The organism is Nocardia sp. JCM 34519.1, assembly GCF_020361265.1.
GTDB classification, from domain to species: domain Bacteria; phylum Actinomycetota; class Actinomycetes; order Mycobacteriales; family Mycobacteriaceae; genus Nocardia; species Nocardia arthritidis_A.
The window spans coordinates 581,891-601,046 of record NZ_JAIRBR010000001.1; the positions used below are offsets into that span (position 1 = coordinate 581,891).

19 protein-coding genes are annotated in these 19,156 nt (G+C 68.5%); 8 read left to right on the forward strand and 11 right to left on the reverse strand.

The features are described from left to right. Positions 1–33 precede the first annotated feature (33 nt). Entirely contained in the window at positions 34–672 is a 639-nt protein-coding gene (locus tag LGY53_RS02765) for a PadR family transcriptional regulator (protein ID WP_225725034.1), read from the reverse strand. A 160-nt stretch (positions 673–832) separates the two neighbouring features. Beyond that, positions 833–1,708 (reverse strand): glycine betaine ABC transporter substrate-binding protein, encoded by an 876-nt coding sequence (locus tag LGY53_RS02770; protein WP_225725035.1) that lies wholly within the window; start codon positions 1,706–1,708, stop codon positions 833–835. A gap of 219 nt (positions 1,709–1,927) precedes the next feature. Between LGY53_RS02770 and LGY53_RS02775 the strand changes: the two genes are divergently transcribed. The 4 genes from LGY53_RS02775 to LGY53_RS02790 are packed head-to-tail and all read left to right on the forward strand — an operon-like array spanning position 1,928 to position 5,323. Next, the gene (locus tag LGY53_RS02775) at positions 1,928–2,812 is read left to right on the forward strand and encodes an ABC transporter substrate-binding protein (RefSeq protein WP_225725668.1); all 885 of its coding nucleotides are present in this window, start codon (positions 1,928–1,930) and stop codon (positions 2,810–2,812) included. Between the two features lie 12 nt (positions 2,813–2,824). After that, positions 2,825–3,967 (forward strand): ABC transporter ATP-binding protein, encoded by a 1,143-nt coding sequence (locus LGY53_RS02780; protein WP_225725036.1) that lies wholly within the window; start codon positions 2,825–2,827, stop codon positions 3,965–3,967. A gap of 4 nt (positions 3,968–3,971) precedes the next feature. Continuing rightward, positions 3,972–4,640 carry an ABC transporter permease gene (locus LGY53_RS02785; RefSeq protein ID WP_225725037.1) on the forward strand — a complete coding sequence of 223 codons (669 nt, stop codon included), beginning with the start codon at positions 3,972–3,974 and terminating at the stop codon, positions 4,638–4,640. Beyond that, positions 4,637–5,323, forward strand: a complete 687-nt coding sequence (locus LGY53_RS02790) for an ABC transporter permease (protein ID WP_225725038.1) — start codon at positions 4,637–4,639, stop codon at positions 5,321–5,323. Before LGY53_RS02785 ends, LGY53_RS02790 begins: the two co-directional genes overlap by 4 nt. Positions 5,324–5,335: 12 nt before the next feature. Here LGY53_RS02790 and LGY53_RS02795 read toward each other — a convergent pair whose 3' ends face one another. The 9 genes from LGY53_RS02795 to LGY53_RS02835 all read right to left on the reverse strand — a co-directional run bounded on the left by LGY53_RS02795 (position 5,336) and on the right by LGY53_RS02835 (position 14,557). Continuing rightward, positions 5,336–6,523 (reverse strand): DUF1501 domain-containing protein, encoded by a 1,188-nt coding sequence (locus LGY53_RS02795; protein WP_225725039.1) that lies wholly within the window; start codon positions 6,521–6,523, stop codon positions 5,336–5,338. Between the two features lie 17 nt (positions 6,524–6,540). Next, positions 6,541–7,857 (reverse strand): DUF1800 family protein, encoded by a 1,317-nt coding sequence (locus tag LGY53_RS02800; protein ID WP_225725040.1) that lies wholly within the window; start codon positions 7,855–7,857, stop codon positions 6,541–6,543. 139 nt (positions 7,858–7,996) lie between these two features. Further along, positions 7,997–9,193, reverse strand: coding sequence for an NADP-dependent malic enzyme (locus LGY53_RS02805; protein WP_374111116.1), 1,197 nt, complete (start codon positions 9,191–9,193; stop codon positions 7,997–7,999). Positions 9,194–9,619: 426 nt separating this feature from the next. Beyond that, positions 9,620–11,269 (reverse strand): FAD-binding protein, encoded by a 1,650-nt coding sequence (locus tag LGY53_RS02810; RefSeq protein WP_374111117.1) that lies wholly within the window; start codon positions 11,267–11,269, stop codon positions 9,620–9,622. 24 nt (positions 11,270–11,293) lie between these two features. Beyond that, entirely contained in the window at positions 11,294–11,557 is a 264-nt protein-coding gene (locus LGY53_RS02815; RefSeq protein WP_255663542.1) for a hypothetical protein, read from the reverse strand. A 25-nt stretch (positions 11,558–11,582) separates the two neighbouring features. Continuing rightward, positions 11,583–12,437, reverse strand: a complete 855-nt coding sequence (locus LGY53_RS02820; RefSeq protein WP_225725044.1) for a PHP domain-containing protein — start codon at positions 12,435–12,437, stop codon at positions 11,583–11,585. Positions 12,438–12,492: 55 nt separating this feature from the next. Next, complete coding sequence (locus LGY53_RS02825) at positions 12,493–13,074, reverse strand: suppressor of fused domain protein (protein WP_225725045.1); 582 nt, start codon at positions 13,072–13,074, stop codon at positions 12,493–12,495. Between the two features lie 4 nt (positions 13,075–13,078). Then, complete coding sequence (locus tag LGY53_RS02830; RefSeq protein WP_225725046.1) at positions 13,079–13,570, reverse strand: general stress protein; 492 nt, start codon at positions 13,568–13,570, stop codon at positions 13,079–13,081. Positions 13,571–13,627: 57 nt separating this feature from the next. Next, on the reverse strand, positions 13,628–14,557 hold the full coding sequence (locus LGY53_RS02835; RefSeq protein WP_225725047.1) for a CoA ester lyase: 930 nt from the start codon (positions 14,555–14,557) through the stop codon (positions 13,628–13,630). Between the two features lie 48 nt (positions 14,558–14,605). Here LGY53_RS02835 and LGY53_RS02840 point away from each other — a divergent pair, with 48 nt between their 5' ends. The 4 genes from LGY53_RS02840 (at position 14,606) to LGY53_RS02855 (ending at position 19,153) form a co-directional block, all read left to right on the forward strand. Next, positions 14,606–15,889, forward strand: a complete 1,284-nt coding sequence (locus LGY53_RS02840; RefSeq protein WP_225725048.1) for a magnesium transporter MgtE N-terminal domain-containing protein — start codon at positions 14,606–14,608, stop codon at positions 15,887–15,889. Further along, positions 15,886–16,503 (forward strand): DUF1003 domain-containing protein, encoded by a 618-nt coding sequence (locus LGY53_RS02845; protein WP_225725049.1) that lies wholly within the window; start codon positions 15,886–15,888, stop codon positions 16,501–16,503. Before LGY53_RS02840 ends, LGY53_RS02845 begins: the two co-directional genes overlap by 4 nt. Before the next feature lie 129 nt (positions 16,504–16,632). After that, complete coding sequence (locus tag LGY53_RS02850; protein WP_225725050.1) at positions 16,633–18,150, forward strand: lytic transglycosylase domain-containing protein; 1,518 nt, start codon at positions 16,633–16,635, stop codon at positions 18,148–18,150. A gap of 130 nt (positions 18,151–18,280) precedes the next feature. Beyond that, on the forward strand, positions 18,281–19,153 hold the full coding sequence (locus LGY53_RS02855) for a lytic murein transglycosylase (RefSeq protein WP_225725051.1): 873 nt from the start codon (positions 18,281–18,283) through the stop codon (positions 19,151–19,153). Positions 19,154–19,156 lie beyond the last annotated feature (3 nt).

A 19,156-nucleotide genomic window follows, 5' to 3' on the forward strand; every position in this document is an offset into this window, starting at 1 on the left:
GCCCGTTAACTTTCCTGGACCTCGGTGAACATGTCAACCGGCCTTGGATGAATGACCCTCACACGGCTCGCCGTGCCGATCGCCGGTGGTCGCGTCGAATTGCTCCCACTCCATCGCACCGCTGGTCAGATCCGTGAGAAATTCGTCGACCCAGGCGATCTCGGCGGTCAACATCGCCCGCAGGTAGGGCAGTACGAGCCAGTAACGCCGTGGCACGCCACGGGAACCGGCCCAATCACCGGCGATGTCGATCTCGGCGAGCTCCCGGCGCAGCAGCTCCAGCCGCTCGTTCAGCAATGCGATGACCTCGGGCATCGGCAGGTTGTGCGCCTCGGCGATGCCGATCGGGAAGAGCGGATACTCGGCGGCGGGCGCGCGCAGGATCTCCGCGATCCGCTCCCGCATCGCGGTCCGGCCGCGCTCGGTGATGCGGTAGGTGGTCCGCTCGGGGCGATTGCCCTCCCGGCCGGTGCCTTCGGCGCGCACCAGTTCCAGGTCGGCCAGGCGGGCGACCGTGTGGTACAGCGAGCCGGGACGAACCTTCACCAGCACGTTCTGCTGGCGGCTGACCAGCAGCTGATACATCTCGTACGGGTGCATGGGCCGCTCCTCGAGCAGTCCGAGCACGGCGATCGCCAACGGCGTCACCGCAGTGCGCTCCTGCTGCCCCATATCCGCCGCCTTTCCGAGTCATCGGCAGACCATAGCCAGTGCTGCCGACATACCCCGTACTTAATATTCCACACGGAATATACGGCGCGGACTAAGCGCGTGACAAGGGAGTATCCGGTGCGAGATGTCGTGACGAGCCACACATCGGGCCCGGACAGTCTCAGAGACCGTGCTGATCCAGCCAGTCGCGCGCTAGGTCCGCGGGTTGGGCGCGTTCGTCGCGCATCCGGCGCACCATGGCGCTGAGGTCACCGGTATTCAGCTCGCCCGCAACGTAATTCAGCTTCTTGGCGCGCCGGTCGTCGAGCAGGCCCTTGCGGAACAACGGAATAACGTTCTCGGCCCGCACCGCGTATTCGGTGTCGGCGAGCACGACGAGACCGTCGGTATCGGCCGGATCGATCGGCGGCCCGGATAGCAGACCGACCTGAATCGAACCGTCCAACAATGCCTTTCGCAGCGCGGCCGGATCGGGCAGCGGCACCGGCGCCGCGCAGCCGGGTATGCGCAGCAACTCGGCAGGCAGCTCGAGCAGTCCCGGCACCGGGGCGACGCCGATCGCGCGGCCATCGCAGTGCGCGACCAACTCCGCGACCGAGTGCACACCGGCCGCCGCGGTCGTCAAGACCCGTGGCCGCATATCGGTGCCGTCCGCCGCGTCGGCGACCACGGTTCCGGCCGGCAACGCGCGATTCAACGCCTGGTTCACCTCGGCGGGCGTGCGCGCGTCCGAGCTGGAATCCAGTTCGGCCAGCAGCGCGCCGGTGTGCTCACCGAACAGCTGAACCCGATTAGCGTCGAGTGCGGTCAACCGGTCGGCGCGGCCGCCGAGCCCGGACACCACCGATGTGCGCGCCCCGGTACGCGCCAGCGCACCCGAATAGATTTGCGCGAGCAGATTCGATTCCGCCGAATCGCCCGCGCCGACCGTGACGACCGGCCCGGTCTCACCGCCGTTACCGCACGATACGGCCAGTACAGCGGTGGCAATGACAAGTGCGCGAACCAGCAACCGCCTCGACGCGGCCAACACCATCCGGCGACACCAACTCTCCGTAGCTACGAGGAACGCCATGCGGCGGGCAGTATGGACATCCAGAATGTACCGGTGGCTGTGCCGCCTTCAGTACCTCGCACCGCCCGCCATGCCGGAAGGACCCCAGTGAAGACCCTCACCCCACACAGTGGCCGAGCGCTGCGACTCGCGCTACGCGCCGCCCGTTTCCTCATCGCCGCGGCCGCACTCGCCGCGGCGATGATCCTATCCGCCTGCGGCAATTCGAATCCGCTCGCGAACAAGGGCGACTGCTCCGGCGACGGCATCACGGTCGGCTCGGCCGACTTCCCGGAATCGGAGACGGTCGCCGACGTCTACGCCGAGGCGTTGCGCGCCAACGGTTTCAACGTCGACACCAAACTGAATATCGGCAGCCGCGAGGCCTATGTTCCGGCCCTCAAAAAGTGCGCCATCTCAGTGATCCCGGACTACACCGGCAACCTGCTCCAGTACCTGGACAAGAACGCCACCGCGACCGAAGCCACCGCGGTGGACGCCGCGCTGCGCACCGCCCTCGGCTCCGACCTGGCGATCGGCACCCCCGCGCCCGGCCAGGATTCCGACGCCGTCGTCGTCACCAAGGCCACCGCCGACCGCTGGAACCTGCACAGCATCGCCGATCTCGGCCCGCACTCGGCCGAGGTGAAATTCGGCGCACCCTCCGAATTCGCCGAGCGCACAGTCGGTTTGCCCGGCCTGAAGAAGAACTACGGACTCGACGTCGCCGCGAGCAACTTCGTGCCGATCCGCGACGCCGGCGGCCCGGCCACGGTCAAGGCCCTGGTCGACGGTCAGGTCACCGCGGCGAATATCTTCACCACCTCCCCGGCGATCAAGCAGAACAACCTTGTCGTGCTCGACGATCCGAAGCACAACTTCCCGGCGCAGAACGTGGTTCCGCTGATCAGCGCCGCCAAGAAGACCGACAAGCTGCTCACCGTGCTCAACGCGGTTTCGGCCAAGCTCACCACCGACGAGCTCGTCAAGCTGAACGAGGCCGTATCCGGCAGCAGTAAGACCGAGCCCAAGGCAGCGGCGGCGGCATGGGTGGCCGCCCAGGGGCTGAACAAGCCGGTCGGTTAGAAGGGGATCGCGTTGTCCGATATCGAGTTTCGCGGTATCAGCAAGACCTATCCGGACGGCACGCACGCCGTCACCGATCTCGATCTGCGCATCGAATCCGGATCGTTCACCGTCTTCGTCGGCCCGTCCGGCTGTGGTAAGACCACGTCGATGCGGATGATCAACCGAATGATCCAGCCGACGGCGGGCACCATAACCGTTGCCGGACAGGATATTTCGACGGTCGACCCGGTGAAGCTGCGGCTCGGTATCGGGTACGTGATCCAGAGCGGCGGGCTGCTGCCGCACCGCACGGTCGTCGACAATGTGGCGACCGTGCCGGTGCTGCGCGGGGATTCGCGCCGGGCGGCCAGGGCGGCCGCACTGGAAGTGCTCGACCGGGTGGGCCTGGATCGCTCGCTGGCCGGGCGCTATCCGGCGCAGCTGTCCGGCGGCCAGCAGCAGCGGGTCGGGGTGGCGCGGGCACTGGCCGCCGACCCGCCGGTGCTGCTGATGGACGAGCCGTTCAGCGCCGTCGATCCGGTGGTGCGGGCCGAACTGCAGACCGAAATGCAAAGGCTGCAGGCCGAATTGCACAAGACGATCGTATTCGTCACACACGATATCGACGAGGCCATCACGCTCGGCGACCGCGTCGCGGTATTCGGCCGCGGCGGGGTGCTGCAGCAGTACGACGCACCGCAGGAGGTACTCGCCCAGCCCGCAACGGATTTCGTCGCCGGATTCGTCGGCCGCGACCGCGGGTATCGGGGCCTGTCCTTCCGCAGCGCGGATTCGGTTCCGCTGCACGAGATCCGGACCGCCACCGCGGAGACCATCGCGGCGCACCGGCTGGAGCGCGGCGATTGGGTGCTTGTGGTGGACGCGGACCAGCGCCCGATGGGCTGGGTCGACGTCACCGGCGTCGAAGGGCTGCGGGCCGGACAACCGTTGGCGGACAGTATGTCCGCAGGCGGCTCGCTGTTCACACCCACCGGCGACCTACGCCAGGCGCTGGACGCCGCGATCTCCTCGCCATCGGGAATCGGTGTCGCCGTCGACGATTCGGGCGCCGTGCGCGGCGGTGTACTCGCCACCGAGGTGGTGGCGCAGTTGGCCGGACAGCGGGCCACCGAGGACGCCGAGCGCAACCGGCACTACTTCGACAAAGGGTGACGGTATGCGGTATCTGATCGACAACTTCGCGGAGATCATGGGTTTCACCCGGACCCACCTGTATCTCGCGCTGGTGCCGCTGATCCTGGGTCTGGTGATCGCGATTCCGTTGGGCGCCTTGCTCCGTCGGGTGCCGTGGCTGCGGCGGGTGACCGTGACGGCCGCCAGCCTGGCCTATACCGTGCCATCGCTGGCGCTGTTCGTGATCATCCCGCCGCTCATCGGCACCTCGACCATCGACCCGCTGAACGTGATCATCGCGCTCACCGTCTATTCGACCGCACTGCTGGTGATCGCCGTTCCGGCGGCGCTGGATTCGGTGCCCGCCACCGTACTCGACGCCGCGGACGCGGTCGGCTTCGGCGCGCTGCGGCGCACGCTGACCGTCGACATGCCGCTGGCCGTACCGGTTTTCGTATCCAGTCTGCGGGTCGTCGTCGTCACCAATATCGCCATGGTTTCGGTGGGTGCACTGATCGGCGTCGGTGGACTCGGCAAGCTGTTCACCCAGGGCTATCAGCGCGACTATCCGGACGAGATCATCGCGGGCATCATCGTGACGCTGGCGCTCGCGCTGATCGCCGACCGGCTGGTGTATCTGCTCGGCCGGTTCGTGACGCCGTGGACCCGCGCCGATGCCCGGGCCACCCGAGTGAAAGGCGCTCAGGCGTGAATCTTTTCCTCGATGCCTGGCACTACCTCACCGACGGTGCGAACTGGGGCGGGCCGACGGGTATCGAAACCCGTATCGGCCAACACATTTGGTACAGCTTCCTGGCGGTGGCGCTGTCCGCGGTGATCGCGGTGCCGCTCGGTCTGGTGATCGGGCACACCCGGCGCGGGTCGGCGCTGCTGGTCGGTTTCGCCAACGCCATGCGCGCGCTGCCGACCCTCGGCCTGCTCACCTTCCTGGTGCTGCTGCTCGGCCTCGGACTGATCCCGCCGCTGCTGGCGTTGATCACCGTCGGCATCCCGCCGCTGTTGGCGGGTGCGTATGCCGGAATCGCCAATGTCCCAGCGGATGTCGTCGACGCCTCGCGCGCCATGGGCATGAACGAACGGCAGATCCTGTTCCGGGTCGAGATCCCGAACGCCATGCCGATCCTGCTGACCGGTTTGCGCGGCGCCACCCTTCAGGTGGTCGCCACCGCGACCATCGCCGCATACGTCAACCTCGGCGGTCTCGGCCGCTACATCTTCGACGGCATCAGCCTCTACCACTACGACCGCGTACTGGTCGGCGCCCTCCTGGTCGCCGTCCTGGCCATGCTCCTCGACGGCCTGCTCGCCTTCGCCACCTGGGCCGCCACCCCCGGCACCGGCCGCCTCCGGCGCGCGCCGGAGGCGAACTCCTGAACAGCCGGTGGCTCAGGCGATCAGGCCGAGGTCGTGGCGGGCGCCGCCGACGGCCGGGCCCGGGTCGGTGTCGATCACGCGGTGCATGAGTTCGGCGTAGACGTCGCGGAAATCGACGGTGGTTTTCAGGTCGCCGTTGTCGAGGTCCTTCAGGCTCGGTTCGTCGCCGTAGAAGCCGCCCTTGACGGATTGGCCCGCGACGAACATCGGTCCGGCCGTGCCGTGGTCGGTGCCCTGTGAGGCGTTGGCGGCGACGCGGCGGCCGAATTCGCTGTACGCCATGAGGACAACGTCGCGGCCGCGCGGATGACCCGCGATATCTTTCAGGAACGCCGAGACCGCCTCGTCGAACCGGCCGAGCAGCGCCTGCTGGGTGCGGCGCTCGTCGGCGTGCGTGTCGAAGCCGCCGAGGCTCACCGAGTAGACCCGGGTGGGCACCCCGGCCTTGATGCATTTGCCCACCAGATCCAGTTGCGCGGCAAGCGGATTCGCATCCTTCTTTCCGGTACCAAGCTTCGAAAAGGTCTGCGACACAGTCTGTTCGCCGCGGTATCCGAGGCAGACCGCGGCCTGCGACGGGGTGTCCCCCGGGTCCGTTGCGGCCAACCCGGCCAGCACCGCGGACATATCGGCGCTGAGCGGCGCCGAATTCGGGTCGAGTGCGGCGGCGGTGTGCTTCTCACCAAGTGCCAACTGTGGCAACACCGGACCGATATTCACCGCGCGGATCGGATCGTCACCGGTGGCGTCGAGCCAGCGCCCGATCCATCCGGTGGAAACCGGGCTGTCCGGTGACGCGGTCTGCCAGATATCCATCGACCGGAAGTGGCTGTGATCCGGATGCGGATAGCCGACACCGCGCACGATCGCCAGGTTCCGCTGCTTCCACAGATCCGTGAACCCCTTCATGGCCGGGTTGAGCCCGAGCTGATCATCGAGGTGCAGCACTTCGTCGGGCTGGTACGACAATTCGGGCCTGGCATCGTGATATGCGTTGTCCGCGTACGGGATCACCGTATTGATCCCGTCGTTGCCGCCGTACAGCGTGAGCACGACGAGAATTCCGGAATTCGGTGGCAGCGGCGAGGTCTGCGCCCGGTGCCGCAACTCCTCCCAGGAGACGAGCGAGCCGCCGGCCAGGCCGAGCGCGCCGAGCACCCCGCTGCCGACCAGGAACTGTCTGCGACTGACGTGAGGCATGATGCGATGACTTCCGTTCAGCTGGTGAGGTATTCGGGAGTATTGAGGGCGACCGCGGTCAACTTCGCCGGATCGTCGCGCATGGTGGCGAGCACCTTGGCGCTGCGGTCCGACCAGGCGCCGATGCCGAGCTGATAGCCGACGGCATCGATCCGGTCGGCCGGTGCGGTCGACGAAATCCGGCCCAGATCGGCCTTTTTCACGAGCGCTGCGGCCGCGGTGAGCCGAATCTGGGCGGCCGCGGTGGACATCCACGCCTGCCCGCGCGGCCAGCCGCCGACATTCGGTGGGTAGAAAGGCAATTGACCGAGGCTGCGCAGCACACCCATCAGCTTCTGCGCATCGGCGTCGGCGGTGAGCGGTACGCCGAGCGCCCGCACCGCGCCGACCAGCCATTCGATGGGTCCGTGCACGACGGTGTTGTGCGCGGCGGCGAATTCGTCATCGGTGAGGATGGCGACCACCAGCGCCGCGCCGTTGCGGCCGGGCCCGTACGCGGCGACGGCGCGATCGAGCGCCTGCGCCGAGGGCGGCGCGTCCGAGCCGAGCTGCTGCCACATCCGGCCCGCGACATAGCGCGCCGACTCCGGACGGGCGAGCACGATATCGCAGAATTCCCGCGCCCCCAGCGGACCGGTAACGCCCAGTAGGGTTTTCGACCCGGAGTCGTGGCGCTTGGCATTGAGCGTCACCGCGTCGTTGCCATCGATCGTCCACCCGGTGAGCGCCCGCGCGCCCTCGCGCACATCGGTTTCGGTGTAGCCGTTGCCGTGCCCGAGCGCGAACAGCTCCATGAATTCCCTGGACAGGTTCTCGTTCGGCGCCTTCGCCGAATTACTCGTTCCGTCAAGCCATCTCAGCATCGCCGCGTCGGTGAGCATCGCGTAGGCGAGCACGCCGAAATCCCCGGTGCCGAGCGTGCGGAATTTCTGGTTCTGCGCGACCAGCGCCTGCGCATCGCGCACCTTGGCCGCAGAGGTGGCGAAGTGGTTGTGCCACAACAGGGTCAGCTTCTCGTGCACCGGCTGGCGCACCGCGGCCATCCGGCGCAACCACCACATGGTGATCCCGGTGAGCTGATCGGTCAGTTGCGCTTGATACTGCTTGCGCTCGACGACCTGCGCGGCCTTACCCGGCGCCCTCGGTTTCGCGTATACCGGCAGCGGTGTCGCCTGAGCGCCCGGATCCGCGTCCGGATCGGCCGCGAGCGCCGCGCGCAAATAGTCGGCCGGATTCTGCTGCTGTACCGCGTCTATCTCGGGCCCCGTCGCACCGAATCCGGCCCGGCGGAGCATGCGCGCGGTGTGCATCCACTGCGCCGATTGCGTGCCCATGAGCCGAGTATCCGTCGCCACCGACCGTCCCCGACCCCCTCCGGCACCGGCCTTCAGGGAATCTTCAGACGCCGACCGACGCGAAGGGCGCCCCGTTCGCCGTTGAACGGGACGCCCCTATTTCGCGGAAAATGGCTTGTTACGCAACGCCCTCCGCGCGGGCGGCGGCCGCGACGGCCTCGGCGACGGCCGGGGCCACCCGCGGATCCAGCGGGCTCGGCACGATCTTCTCCGGCCCCAGCTCGTCGGCGACAACGCTCAGGATGGCGTCGGCGGCGGCGATCTTCATACCCTCGGTGATCCGCCGCGCACCCGCGTCCAGCGCGCCCTTGAAGACGCCGGGGAAGGCCAGCACATTGTTGATCTGGTTCGGGAAGTCGCTGCGTCCGGTCGCGACGATCGCGGCGTACTTGCGCGCGACCTCCGGGTGGATCTCCGGATCCGGGTTGGACATCGCGAACACGATCGACTCCGGCGCCATCGACGCGATGAGCTCCTCGGCGATCAGCCCGGCGGACAGGCCGAGGAACACGTCGGCGCCCGCGAGCGCCTCGGCCGCGCCGCCGGTCAGGCCGCGCGGGTTGGTGCGCTGGGCCAGTTCGGCTTTCACCGCGTTGAGGTCGCCGCGGTCCCGGCTGACGATGCCCTTCGAGTCGAGCACGGTGACATCCTCGACGCCCGCCGCGAGCAGGATGTTGGTGCACGCGACACCGGCCGCGCCCGCACCGGACACCACGACCTTGAGCCCGTTGATGGCGCGGCCCTGCACCTTGGCCGCGCCGTTGAGCGCGGCGAGCACCACGATGGCGGTGCCGTGCTGGTCGTCGTGCATGACCGGGCAGTCGAGCGCCTCGATCACCCGGCGCTCGATCTCGAAGCAGCGCGGTGCGGAGATGTCCTCCAGGTTCACCGCGCCGAAGCTCGGGCGCAGCCGGATCAGGGTGTCGACGATTTCGTCGACGTCCTTGGTATCCAACACGATCGGAATGGAATTGAGCCCGGCGAACTTCTTGAACAGCGCCGCCTTGCCCTCCATGACGGGCAGCGACGCGCGCGGTCCGATATCGCCGAGTCCGAGCACCGCGGTGCCGTCGCTGACCACGACGACCAAGCGGTCGGTCCAGGTGTAGCGCTTGGCGAGCGCATCGTCCTTGGCGATGGCCCGGCTCACCTGCGCGACGCCCGGCGTATAGGCAATGGAGAGGTCGCGCTGGTTATCCAGCGGCGCCGAGAGTTCGACCGAGAGCTTGCCCCCGAGGTGCCCCGCGAAAATTTCGTCGTGGGTGATTTCGGAAAGGGAGGCAGTGGCATTCGGTGCGTCAGTCACAGGTGACACGATTTCACTCCTGCTCGGGTCGGACAACCGGGGGAAGGGTTACCACCGGGTAATAGGTATTAGGGGATTCGAAACGCTCATCAGGTGCGCTGACCGGTACTTTTTCGAAACTCGATCGGTATTACGACCGACCGGCATTTCGAGGTTCGACATGGCGCCGCACTGATCTGCGAGCGGGAGCCGGACGGGTACATCCGGTGGAACATCCGAGATGACCAACGGGTCGCGACGGTGCGTCGCGAGGCGGTGGCCATCGATCTCCCTGACCCGGCGGTGGCGTGGATCGGGAATCCGCAACATTCTGCCAGCCGAGCAGACCACTTGCCAAACTGGTCTCCTCGGTCGTGCATGAGTCAACCGTATGCGCCCGGAATTACCCGGCGGTAAGGGAAAACTCGCGTCGGCGCAGGTGCGCGCGGTGAGCTGTCAGAGCGGCAGTGGGTCGCCCGCGGTGAGGTCGGTTTCGGCGGCGTCCGGCTCGATCACCGGTGGGCGATACCTCGGCGGTTTGGCGCGCTGCGGCGGTGCGGCGGGCCGGGTGAGCTCGCCGACGCAGTCCTCGGGCCGCACCCATACGGCGTCCAGACCCCCTGACGTCAGCCGTACCCGCCAATCCGCCTCGACCCCGGGGTGATCGGTGCGCCGGTGCATCCCTCGGCTCTCGGTGCGCGCCAGCGCGCTGTATTTCGTCCACCTGGCGACGGCGAGCAGCGCGGCCGCCTGCCGGGCCCGCAGCCGATCGATTCCGATTCCGCCCAAATCGAATTCGGCGCCCGGCCACATCGAGTCGAGTTCGCCGATGCTGTCCCGGAGGCTGCCCGCGCTGCGCCAGTAGCTGCGCCGCAGCGGCAGCGTGTGCTCCTGCACCAGCCCAACCACGGCCCGCGGATCGATCCGCGCCGCCGAACTCAACCCGGCGCCGGGTACCGCGCGGGCGCATCCTGGCGTGCCGCGCCGCCGCGCGAACCGCGCCGCGCCCGCACCCGCCCACACGCCGGAGGCGATGGCCCACGCCCCGCCCTGACCGCCGAATCCGCTGACCGCGCCGGTGATCGGCTCGCGGGTGGTCACATCGCCGGCGCCGAACAGTCCGGCGACATCGGTCGCGCAGTCGTCGTCGACCAGCCGCAACCCGCCGGTGCCGCGCACCGTGCCCTCCAGCACCGCGCGCAGCGGCACCCGCCTGGTCCGGTCGACCAGTCCCTGCCGGGACAGCCAGCGGCGCATGGCATCCGGGACGTCGTCGAGCGCCGCGTACACCCGGCGGCCGTCCGCCATCGCGGCGAAGGCGGCCGCTCGATGCCCGGACAGCACCGTGCCGGATTCGTCGTAGAGGGTGGCGAAATGCAGTGCGAGGCCGGAGGCGAATTGCGCGGAATCCACCACCGGCGAAAGCCCGTACGCACTGGAGAATTCCATACCCGATAGTCGCGCGCCCGCCTCGACCGCGAAGAGCAGGCCATCGCCGGTGGCGACATCGGTGCCCGCGCCGCCGGATAGGAAGGCGCAGCCGCCGGTGGCGACGACCACCGCGCCCGCGCGCACCGTCCACGGGCGGAAATCGTGCTGCGCCCGCACGCCGGTGGCGCCCGCGACGACGCCGTCGCGATCGGTCAGCAGTTGCATGGCCGGATGGTGGTCGAGGATGCGCACACCCGCGGCGATCACACTGCGGCGCATCCTGCGCAGATAACTGGCGCCGTCCAGATAGACCCGCAGCGTCGCGCCGACCGTATCGCCGGGAAATCGATAACCCCAACCCGCCAATTGTTCGACGCGCCGGTGAGTTTCCTCCAGCACCCGGTGCATCAGATCGGGATCGCCGAGCCCGCCGCCGTGCGCGTACGCATTGCGCACGGCCTCGTCGCGCGCCGAGCCCGGCGGAATATTCCACAGCGAGGTCGCGCCGACCGCCGACGGCCCGCTGCTGCCGCAAAGACTTTTGTCCGCCAGGACCACTCGGGCGCCCGCCGCGGCGGCGGAGACGGCTGCCCAAGTTCCGGCGGGACCCCCACCCAAAACCAGCACGTCCGTCTCGAGTTCCGTCACGAGATTAAATGTTCGGCCACAATTCATCGGGCCGCAACCATTACGGCAATATCAGCGCCACCACTGGGTCCAGAGCAATAATCCGGTGACGATAAAAACGACCATCGATCCGGAAAATGCCGCAAAACCTTGACGCCTGTCCGAATAAATCTGTGCCGCAACGGCAATCGCGCAGGCCGCCAGATGCCACAGCACGGTCATCGCGCCCGGTCCGGGAAATCCGCCGCGCACCGCGGCGATCGCGGTGCCGATCACAACGGCCGTGAGCACGAAGACGCCCGCGGCGGCCACGCCGCTCAACCCGCGCAGCACCATCACGACGACATCCCGATCCGCGCGTTCACGGGGCGATCACCGGCACCCCCGTCGCCTTGCCCGCGAGTTCCTCGAATTGCGCCGGATCGGTGGTGAATTGACCGAGCCGAATGGTCTTGTTCGAGCCGTGGTAATCCGACGATCCGGTGGTGAGCAGGCCCAACTCGTCGGCGAGCGTGGCGAGCACGGCCCGGTCCGCCGCGCTGTGGTCGGGATGGTCGAGTTCCAGACCGCCGAGGCCGAGCGTGGCCGCCTCGCGGATCGCCTCCTCCGCGATCAGCCGGCCACGCTTACGCGCTCTGGCATGTGCGAGCACGCTCACCCCGCCCGCCGCCGCGATCATCTCCACCGCGCGACGCAGCGGCGTGTCGGCCTTCTCGGCGTAGTACCTGCCGTGCGGGGCAAGTAATTCGGTGAACGCGGCATCCACCGACGGCACCACCCCGGCCGCCACCAGCGCCCTGGCCAGATGCGGCCGCCCCGCCGACCCGCCTGCCGAGGCGAGCACCTCGTCCGGGTCGATCGGCAGTCCGTCGGCGCGCATCCGCTCGGCCATCGCACGCAACCGCTCGACCCGCTCGCCGCGCAACCGCTCCCGCTCCTCGGCGAAGCCGCGGTCGGCCGGATCGAAGAGGTAGGCGAGCAGATGCACCGGAACGGGCCAGCCGTCCTCGCCGAGCGCGATACACGACATCTCCATACCGCGCACCAGCGTCAACCCATCGGGGCGCGCCTCGACCGCCTCCGCCCAGCCCGCGGTGGTGTCGTGATCGGTGATCGCGACGACGTCCAGGCCCGCGGCCGCGGCGTTGCGGACCAACTCGGCCGGGGTGTCGGTGCCGTCGGACGCGGTGGAGTGGGTGTGGAGATCGATGCGCACGACATCAGTCTTACCGTGCCACTGGGCAAACCGTGCGGAGACGTCGCGCTCGGTATTACAGCGCGGCTGCGCCCCGGCGCGGATCGCGGACATCGATGCCCGCCTCCGCCCACGCGTCGCGCAGCGCCTGCGCACCCCGCACCCGCACCCACGCCGCCTCGGTGGCGGTCACCGGCGTCACGGCGAAGTAGCGCACCGGATCCGCCCGTTCCGGCAACACCACATCCGGAATGTCACTGTCCCCCAACAACACCGCCGTGAACGGCGCGTCACGCCAGATCGGCTCACCCAGGTCGAGCAGCGCATCCGCTTGCAGCACAACACCTTCCACCGCGGGAGTGGCGGCGAGCACGCCGAGCGAACGGGCCAGCCCCGACTGCGCGCCCACCCCGGAGCGCAGCGTCAACACCAGCTCGGCGCGCGGGCCGCGCACCGGATCCGCAAGCGCCGCAGCCGGATCCCCCATCGGATGCCGCGACCCGCCGAGCGTCACATAGTGCACCAACTCATCGCCGGGGATCCGCAGGATCTCGATCGGCTCCAACCCGAGGAATGTCACCGAGGCGGAATCCACACCGGCACCGGCCATTCCGAAATGGTCCAGCACCTCGGTGCGGACCGTATGCACAACTTCCATTCGCTCAGATCGCCAACCGCGCCAGCATGTCTCGCGCCTGCTCGGCCGACTTCGGGTCGCACAGCACGTCGTAGCGCCCGGCCACCAGCTGCATGGTGGACGCGAAATCGCGGGTGCCCCTCGTCGCGGCGTACGGGATCGAGGTGGAGATGACCCCGAAGATGATGCCGCCGACGAGGCCGACGAGCAGCGGCCCGAGCGCGCCGCCGGTGGTGAACAGGCTCAACAGCAGGCCGAGGAACAGGCCGAGCCACGCGCCGGATACGACGCCGCCGCCGATGACCTTGCCCCAGTTCAGCCGGTACAGGACGCGCTCGACCTGCATCAGATCGACGCCGACGATGGTGACGTCCTGCACCGGGAACTGACCGTCGGCCAGATAGTCGACCGCCCGCTGCGCCTCCGCGTAGGTCGGATAGGAACCCACCGGCCAGCCCGATGGCGGGGTCGGCAGACCCTGACGGGCGCGATTGGAGTTCCCCAAGGGATTCGTCATACCGTCTATTCTGCTATTTCCGCGCGACTCGCGGAGGTGTGAAACGCGCGGTGCCCATTATTGAGACGAACGCGTCATTCCGGCGGCCCGGCCCTTGTCCGCGATTACCTGTGCCATTTTCGCGCTGGCCTCATCGATCATTTCGTCGCCGAGCATCACCGCGCCGCGTGCGCCGCCGGATTCGGAGGTGTGATACGCGTATGCCTCCAGGATCTGCTCGGCGCGATCGTAATCCGCCTGTCGCGGGCTGAAAATCTCGTTACACGCCTCGATCTGGGTCGGATGCAGCACCCATTTGCCGTCGAAGCCGAGCGCGGCGGTGCGCGCGGCCGCCCGGCGGAAGCCGTCGAGGTCGCGAATCTGCAAGTAGGGGCCGTCGATTGCCTGCAGGCCGTGTGCGCGGGCGGCGAGCAGGATCGTCATCAGGATGTGGTGGTAGGCGTCGCCGGTGTCGTAGCCCTCCGGCTGTTCGCCCACCACGAGCGTGCGCATATTGATGCTGGCCATGAAGTCGGCGGGGCCGAACACCAGGCTGCACACGCGCGGGCTCGCGGTCGCGATCTCGTCGATATTGCGCAGGCCCATGGCATTTTCCAGCTGCGGTTCGATTCCGATGCGGCCGACCGGCAGCCCACCGACCTTCTCCAGCTGGGTGAGCAGCAGGTCGAGCGCGCGCACCTGACCGGCATCGGTGACCTTCGGCAGCAGGATCGCATCGATATGCGCGCCCGCGCCCTCGACGACGGCGATCACGTCGGCATAGGTCCACTCGGTGGTCCAGTCGTTGACCCGGACCACCCGCAGTTGCTGGCCCCATCCCGAATCACGGAGCGCGGCAACGATATTGGCCCGCGCGGCCACCTTCGCCGCCGGCGCGACCGCATCCTCCAGATCCAGGAACACCGCATCGGCGGGCAGCCCCTTGGCCTTCTCGATCATCTTCGGATTGCTGCCCGGTACGGCGAGCACCGATCGACGCGGCTGCATGACACTCCTGTCCATCGTTTTCGGCGGCATACCTCTAGCCTTGCAGGCATGGCAGCTACCAGGGTGTACGTCGCCAGGCTGGCCGGCCTGGTGGTGCTGGGACCGGACGGCGAGTCTATCGGCCGGATCCGGGACGTGGTCGTCGCGATCCGCTACGACCGCCAGCAACCCCGCGTACACGGTCTCGTCGTCGAATTGCCAACCCGCCGCCGCATTTTCGTGCCGATGCTGCGCGTCACCGCGATCGACCCCGGCAGTGTGACATTGAACACTGGGACGGTGAGCCTGCGCCGGTTCACCCAGCGCCCCGGTGAACTGCTCGCACTGGCCCAGATCGCGGATTCCAAGGTGCGGGTCGGCGATCCGGATCTGCCGGATCTGCACGGCGTCGACGTATTCGTCGTCGATCTCGGCATCGAACAGACCAGGACCAGGGATTGGCGGGTGTCCAGGGTCGCGGTGCGCGGACATCGCCGCCTCGGGCGCAGGCGCGCCGTGCACGTCGTCGACTGGGCCGACGTCTCCGGCCTGACCCCGTACGAGATCGGGCGGCCGGGCCAGGACGTCACCGCGCTGCTGGAACAGTTCGAGAAGCTGCGCCCCGCCGATGTCGCGCACCTGCTGCGCGAACTGCCCGAGAAGCGGCGCATCGAGGTGGCGGTCGCACTCGACGACGAGCGGCTGGCCGACGTCGTCCAGGAGCTCCCCGACGACGACCAGGTGGAGCTGCTCGGCCATCTGGAGGTGCGCCGCGCCGCCGACCTGCTGGAGGCGATGGACCCGGACGACGCCGCCGACCTGCTCGGCGAGCTACCCAAGGGTGAGGCGGATTCGCTGCTCGCGCTGATGGATCCGGAGGAATCCGAGCCGGTGCGCCGCCTGCTGGAACACTCCCCCGACACCGCGGGCGGTCTGATGACGCCGAAACCGGTGATCCTCACCCCGGCGGCGACGGTTGCCGAGGCGCTGGCCCGGGTGCGCAACCCGGATCTGACCCCGGCGCTGGCCTCGATGGTGTTCGTCGTCCGCCCGCCCACCGCGACGCCCACCGGCAGATACCTCGGCTCGGTACATATCCAGCAACTCCTGCGTGAACCACCGGCACACCTGGTGGGCGCCCTGGTCGACACCGATCTGAAGACACTGCACCCCGATGTGCCGCTGGCCGCGGTGACCCGCTACTTCGCCACCTACAACCTGGTCTGCGGTCCGGTGGTGGACGAGGAGAACCACCTGCTCGGCGCGGTCACCGTGGACGATGTGCTCGACCATCTCCTGCCCGAGGACTGGCGCGAGCACGAAGAACTACACCCCGAGGGCATTCATTCATGATCGAGAAGAGTTCGGCACGTCAACGGCTGGAGACACCGGTCGAATCCCGTTTCCGCTTCGACTTCGACGCGGAGGCGATGGCGCGCACCAGCGAGCAGATCGCCCGATTCCTCGGCACCGGGCGGTATCTCGTCATCCAGACGGTGATCGTGGCCGTCTGGATCGCGCTGAACGTCTTCGCGGTGAGCCTGCAGTGGGATCCGTATCCGTTCATCCTCCTGAACCTGGCGTTCTCCACCCAGGCCGCCTACGCCGCGCCGCTGATCCTGCTGGCGCAGAACCGGCAGGACAACCGGGACCGGGTCTCGCTGGAGGAGGACCGGGTGCGCGCCGCGCAGACCAAGGCGGATACCGAATTCCTGGCCCGCGAGCTGGCGGCCCTGCGCATCGCGGTCGGCGAGGTCGCCACCCGCGACTACCTGCGCCGGGAATTGGAGGAGATGCGCGAGATCCTGGACCGGATCGAGGCCGCGACACCGAACGCGAACGGTCACACTGATAAAACGCCGAAGGCGCACCGCAAGAAAAAGGTCCGGCAACCGTCCCCAGTTCCGGTTTCCCCAGTCGTACCGGACGAACCGGACCCGCCGACACCTGGCATTGACGGCTCGTAGCTGGGGATTGACCGGAAATGCCAACCACTCACCTGACCGATGGGTAACCTGGAGGACGTTGTCCCGAGGGCGGGCTGGGCACGATGTCCCGGACAGCCCTCACGACGGTAGAGGATTGGTGTGGGCCGCATGCGAATATCTGCTCCGATAACCGTGTCGGCCCTGGTCGTCGCGGGTCTCGTCGCCACAGGATCCGCCTCTCATACCGCCCCCGCCGGTGCGCCGCCGCAGGCGCCGGAGGCATTGCTCGCCGCCGCGAGCAGCCAAGGCAAAGCGGACGACCCGTCCGGTTCCGAATTGTCTCGGACGGTTGGTTTACTTCCGGTGACCGCCGATCCGCCCCGCAAACTCACCGCGATGGCGCCGAGCGACGCGCCGTTCGCCGCAGCGGTGCCACTACAAGACATCGCGCTGCCGAATATCGGTGGCGCGCTTGGCATTCCCGAGATCGTCCTGGCCGCCTACCGCAACGCCGAATTGGCCATGCAGTCGGCGATGCCCAACTGCGGGCTGCACTGGAGCCTGCTGGCCGGCATCGGCCGCATCGAATCCGGCCATGCCGCGGGCGGGCGCACCGACGCCAACGGCACCACGGTCACGCCCATCTACGGCCCGGCCCTGGACGGCACCCTGCCCGGCAACCAGGTCATCAAGAACGTCGACGGCAGCTATGTGCGCGCCATCGGCCCGATGCAATTCCTGCCCGGCACCTGGGCGCTCTACGCCTCCGACGGCAACGGCGACGGCGTCGCCGATCCGAACAATGTCTTCGACGCCGCGCTGGCGGCGGGTAAATACCTCTGCGCGGGCGGCCTCGACCTGCGCGATCCCGCCCAGGAACTGCGTGCCGTGCTGCGCTACAACAACTCGATGGCCTATGCGGCCAACGTGCTCAGCTGGGCGACGGCCTACCGCACCGGCGGCGTGCCGACCCAGGTCACCATCTCGCCCGACCTGATCCCGCCGGGCAGCTCCACCCAGATCCCGGATATGACCGCGGTCAGCGGCACGGTCGCGACGACGAATACGCAGCCCCCACAGCAGCAGACCACGACACCGAACGCCCCGGCGCCCGCACCGACCCAGGTGATGATCAACATCCCGGGCCTGCCGCCGATCCCGTGCGGCATCTTCTGCCCGCCGCCCAAGCCGGTGAATCCGTGTGACCCGCAGGTGGTTCAGGCGCCCATACCCGGCATGCCCGCGCTGCCCGGCCTCCCGGGCAACCCGGCGACACCGCTGGCGCCCGGCCAGACCTTCGGCGCGACCAACGGCGATCCGAACGATCCGGCGCACCCGCAGGCGCAGCAGCCGGGCCAGCCCGGCCAGCCCGATCCGTCCAAGCCCGCGAGCTGCACCCAGCCGCAACAGCAGGCGGGCGGACCGGCCCAGCCGGCACCGCAGCCGGACCCGCAGCAGGCCGGTCCGCAACAGCCCGCCCCGGAGCAGGCAGTGGCACCCGCTCAGCAAACACCGCAGCAATCCCCCGGCGAAGCGGTGCAGTCGCAGCAGAACGCGGCGCCCGAGGTGGTCAAGACGCCAGAGTCCGCTCCGCCGCCCGCGGCCGCGCCGACCACGGCCCCGCCCCCGCCGGGAATCACCCTGCCGGGCGGATTCGTGATCCCGCTGCCGGCGCCGCCGCAGTGATCGTTTCGGTCGCGTAGATCGTTAGTTCAGATCAGATCACGGAGTAGTAACAAAAAGGTCTCGAATACGGTAGCCTCTCCCTCGTCCATCACGAGGACTCGTCATCGAGTCATTGGAGGGTCACCACACAGTGGGGCGTCATCGAAAGCAATCGCCGGCCACCGTCCGGCGGAGTTCGGTTATCGCATTGACCGGATTGGTACCCGCCGGGCTCGTCTCGGTCGGCAGCGCGTCGGTCGCGGGCGGCGCGGATCAGAGCGCGGTCACCGCCGCGCACATGTTCACCGCGGACGACCAATCCGACGAGGTTCCGAGACCCACCGCCGCCGCGGCACGCGCCGTGACCGAGCCCATCGCGGCATCGATCACCAGGCCCGGAGCCACGCCGGCCGCTCCACCGATCGTGAAAACCATTGCGCTGCCGGATAATCGGCAACCAGCCGACCTGCCCGCCGGACCGCTCGGCATCCCCGGCATCGCCATGGAGGCGTACCAGAACGCCGAACGCGCGCTGGCCGCACAGAATCCGGCCTGCCAGATGCCGTGGTCGATGCTCGCCGGCATCGGCAAGGTCGAATCGAATCACGCGTACAGCAAGGCCGACGCCGACGGCAACCCGCTGAGCCCGATCTACGGACCGGTGCTCGACGGCAGCCTTTCGGGTAACAACGTCGTCCGGGCGACCGACGGCGAACTCGACGGCGGCATGCGGACATACACCCGCGCGGTCGGGCCCATGCAATTCCTGCCGGAGACCTGGCGGCGCTACGCCGCCGACGGCAACGGCGACGGCATCGCCGATCCGCAGAACCTGTTCGACGCGGCGCTCACCGCGGGCAAATACCTCTGTGACGGCGGGCTGAACATGCGTGACCTGGCCCAGCAGACGCGAGCGATCCTGCGCTACAACAACTCCATGGCCTACGTCGCGAACGTGATGGCCTGGGAGACCGCGTACGCCAACGGGGTCGCGCCGAAGCCCGGCCAACTGCCGCGGATCTGACGC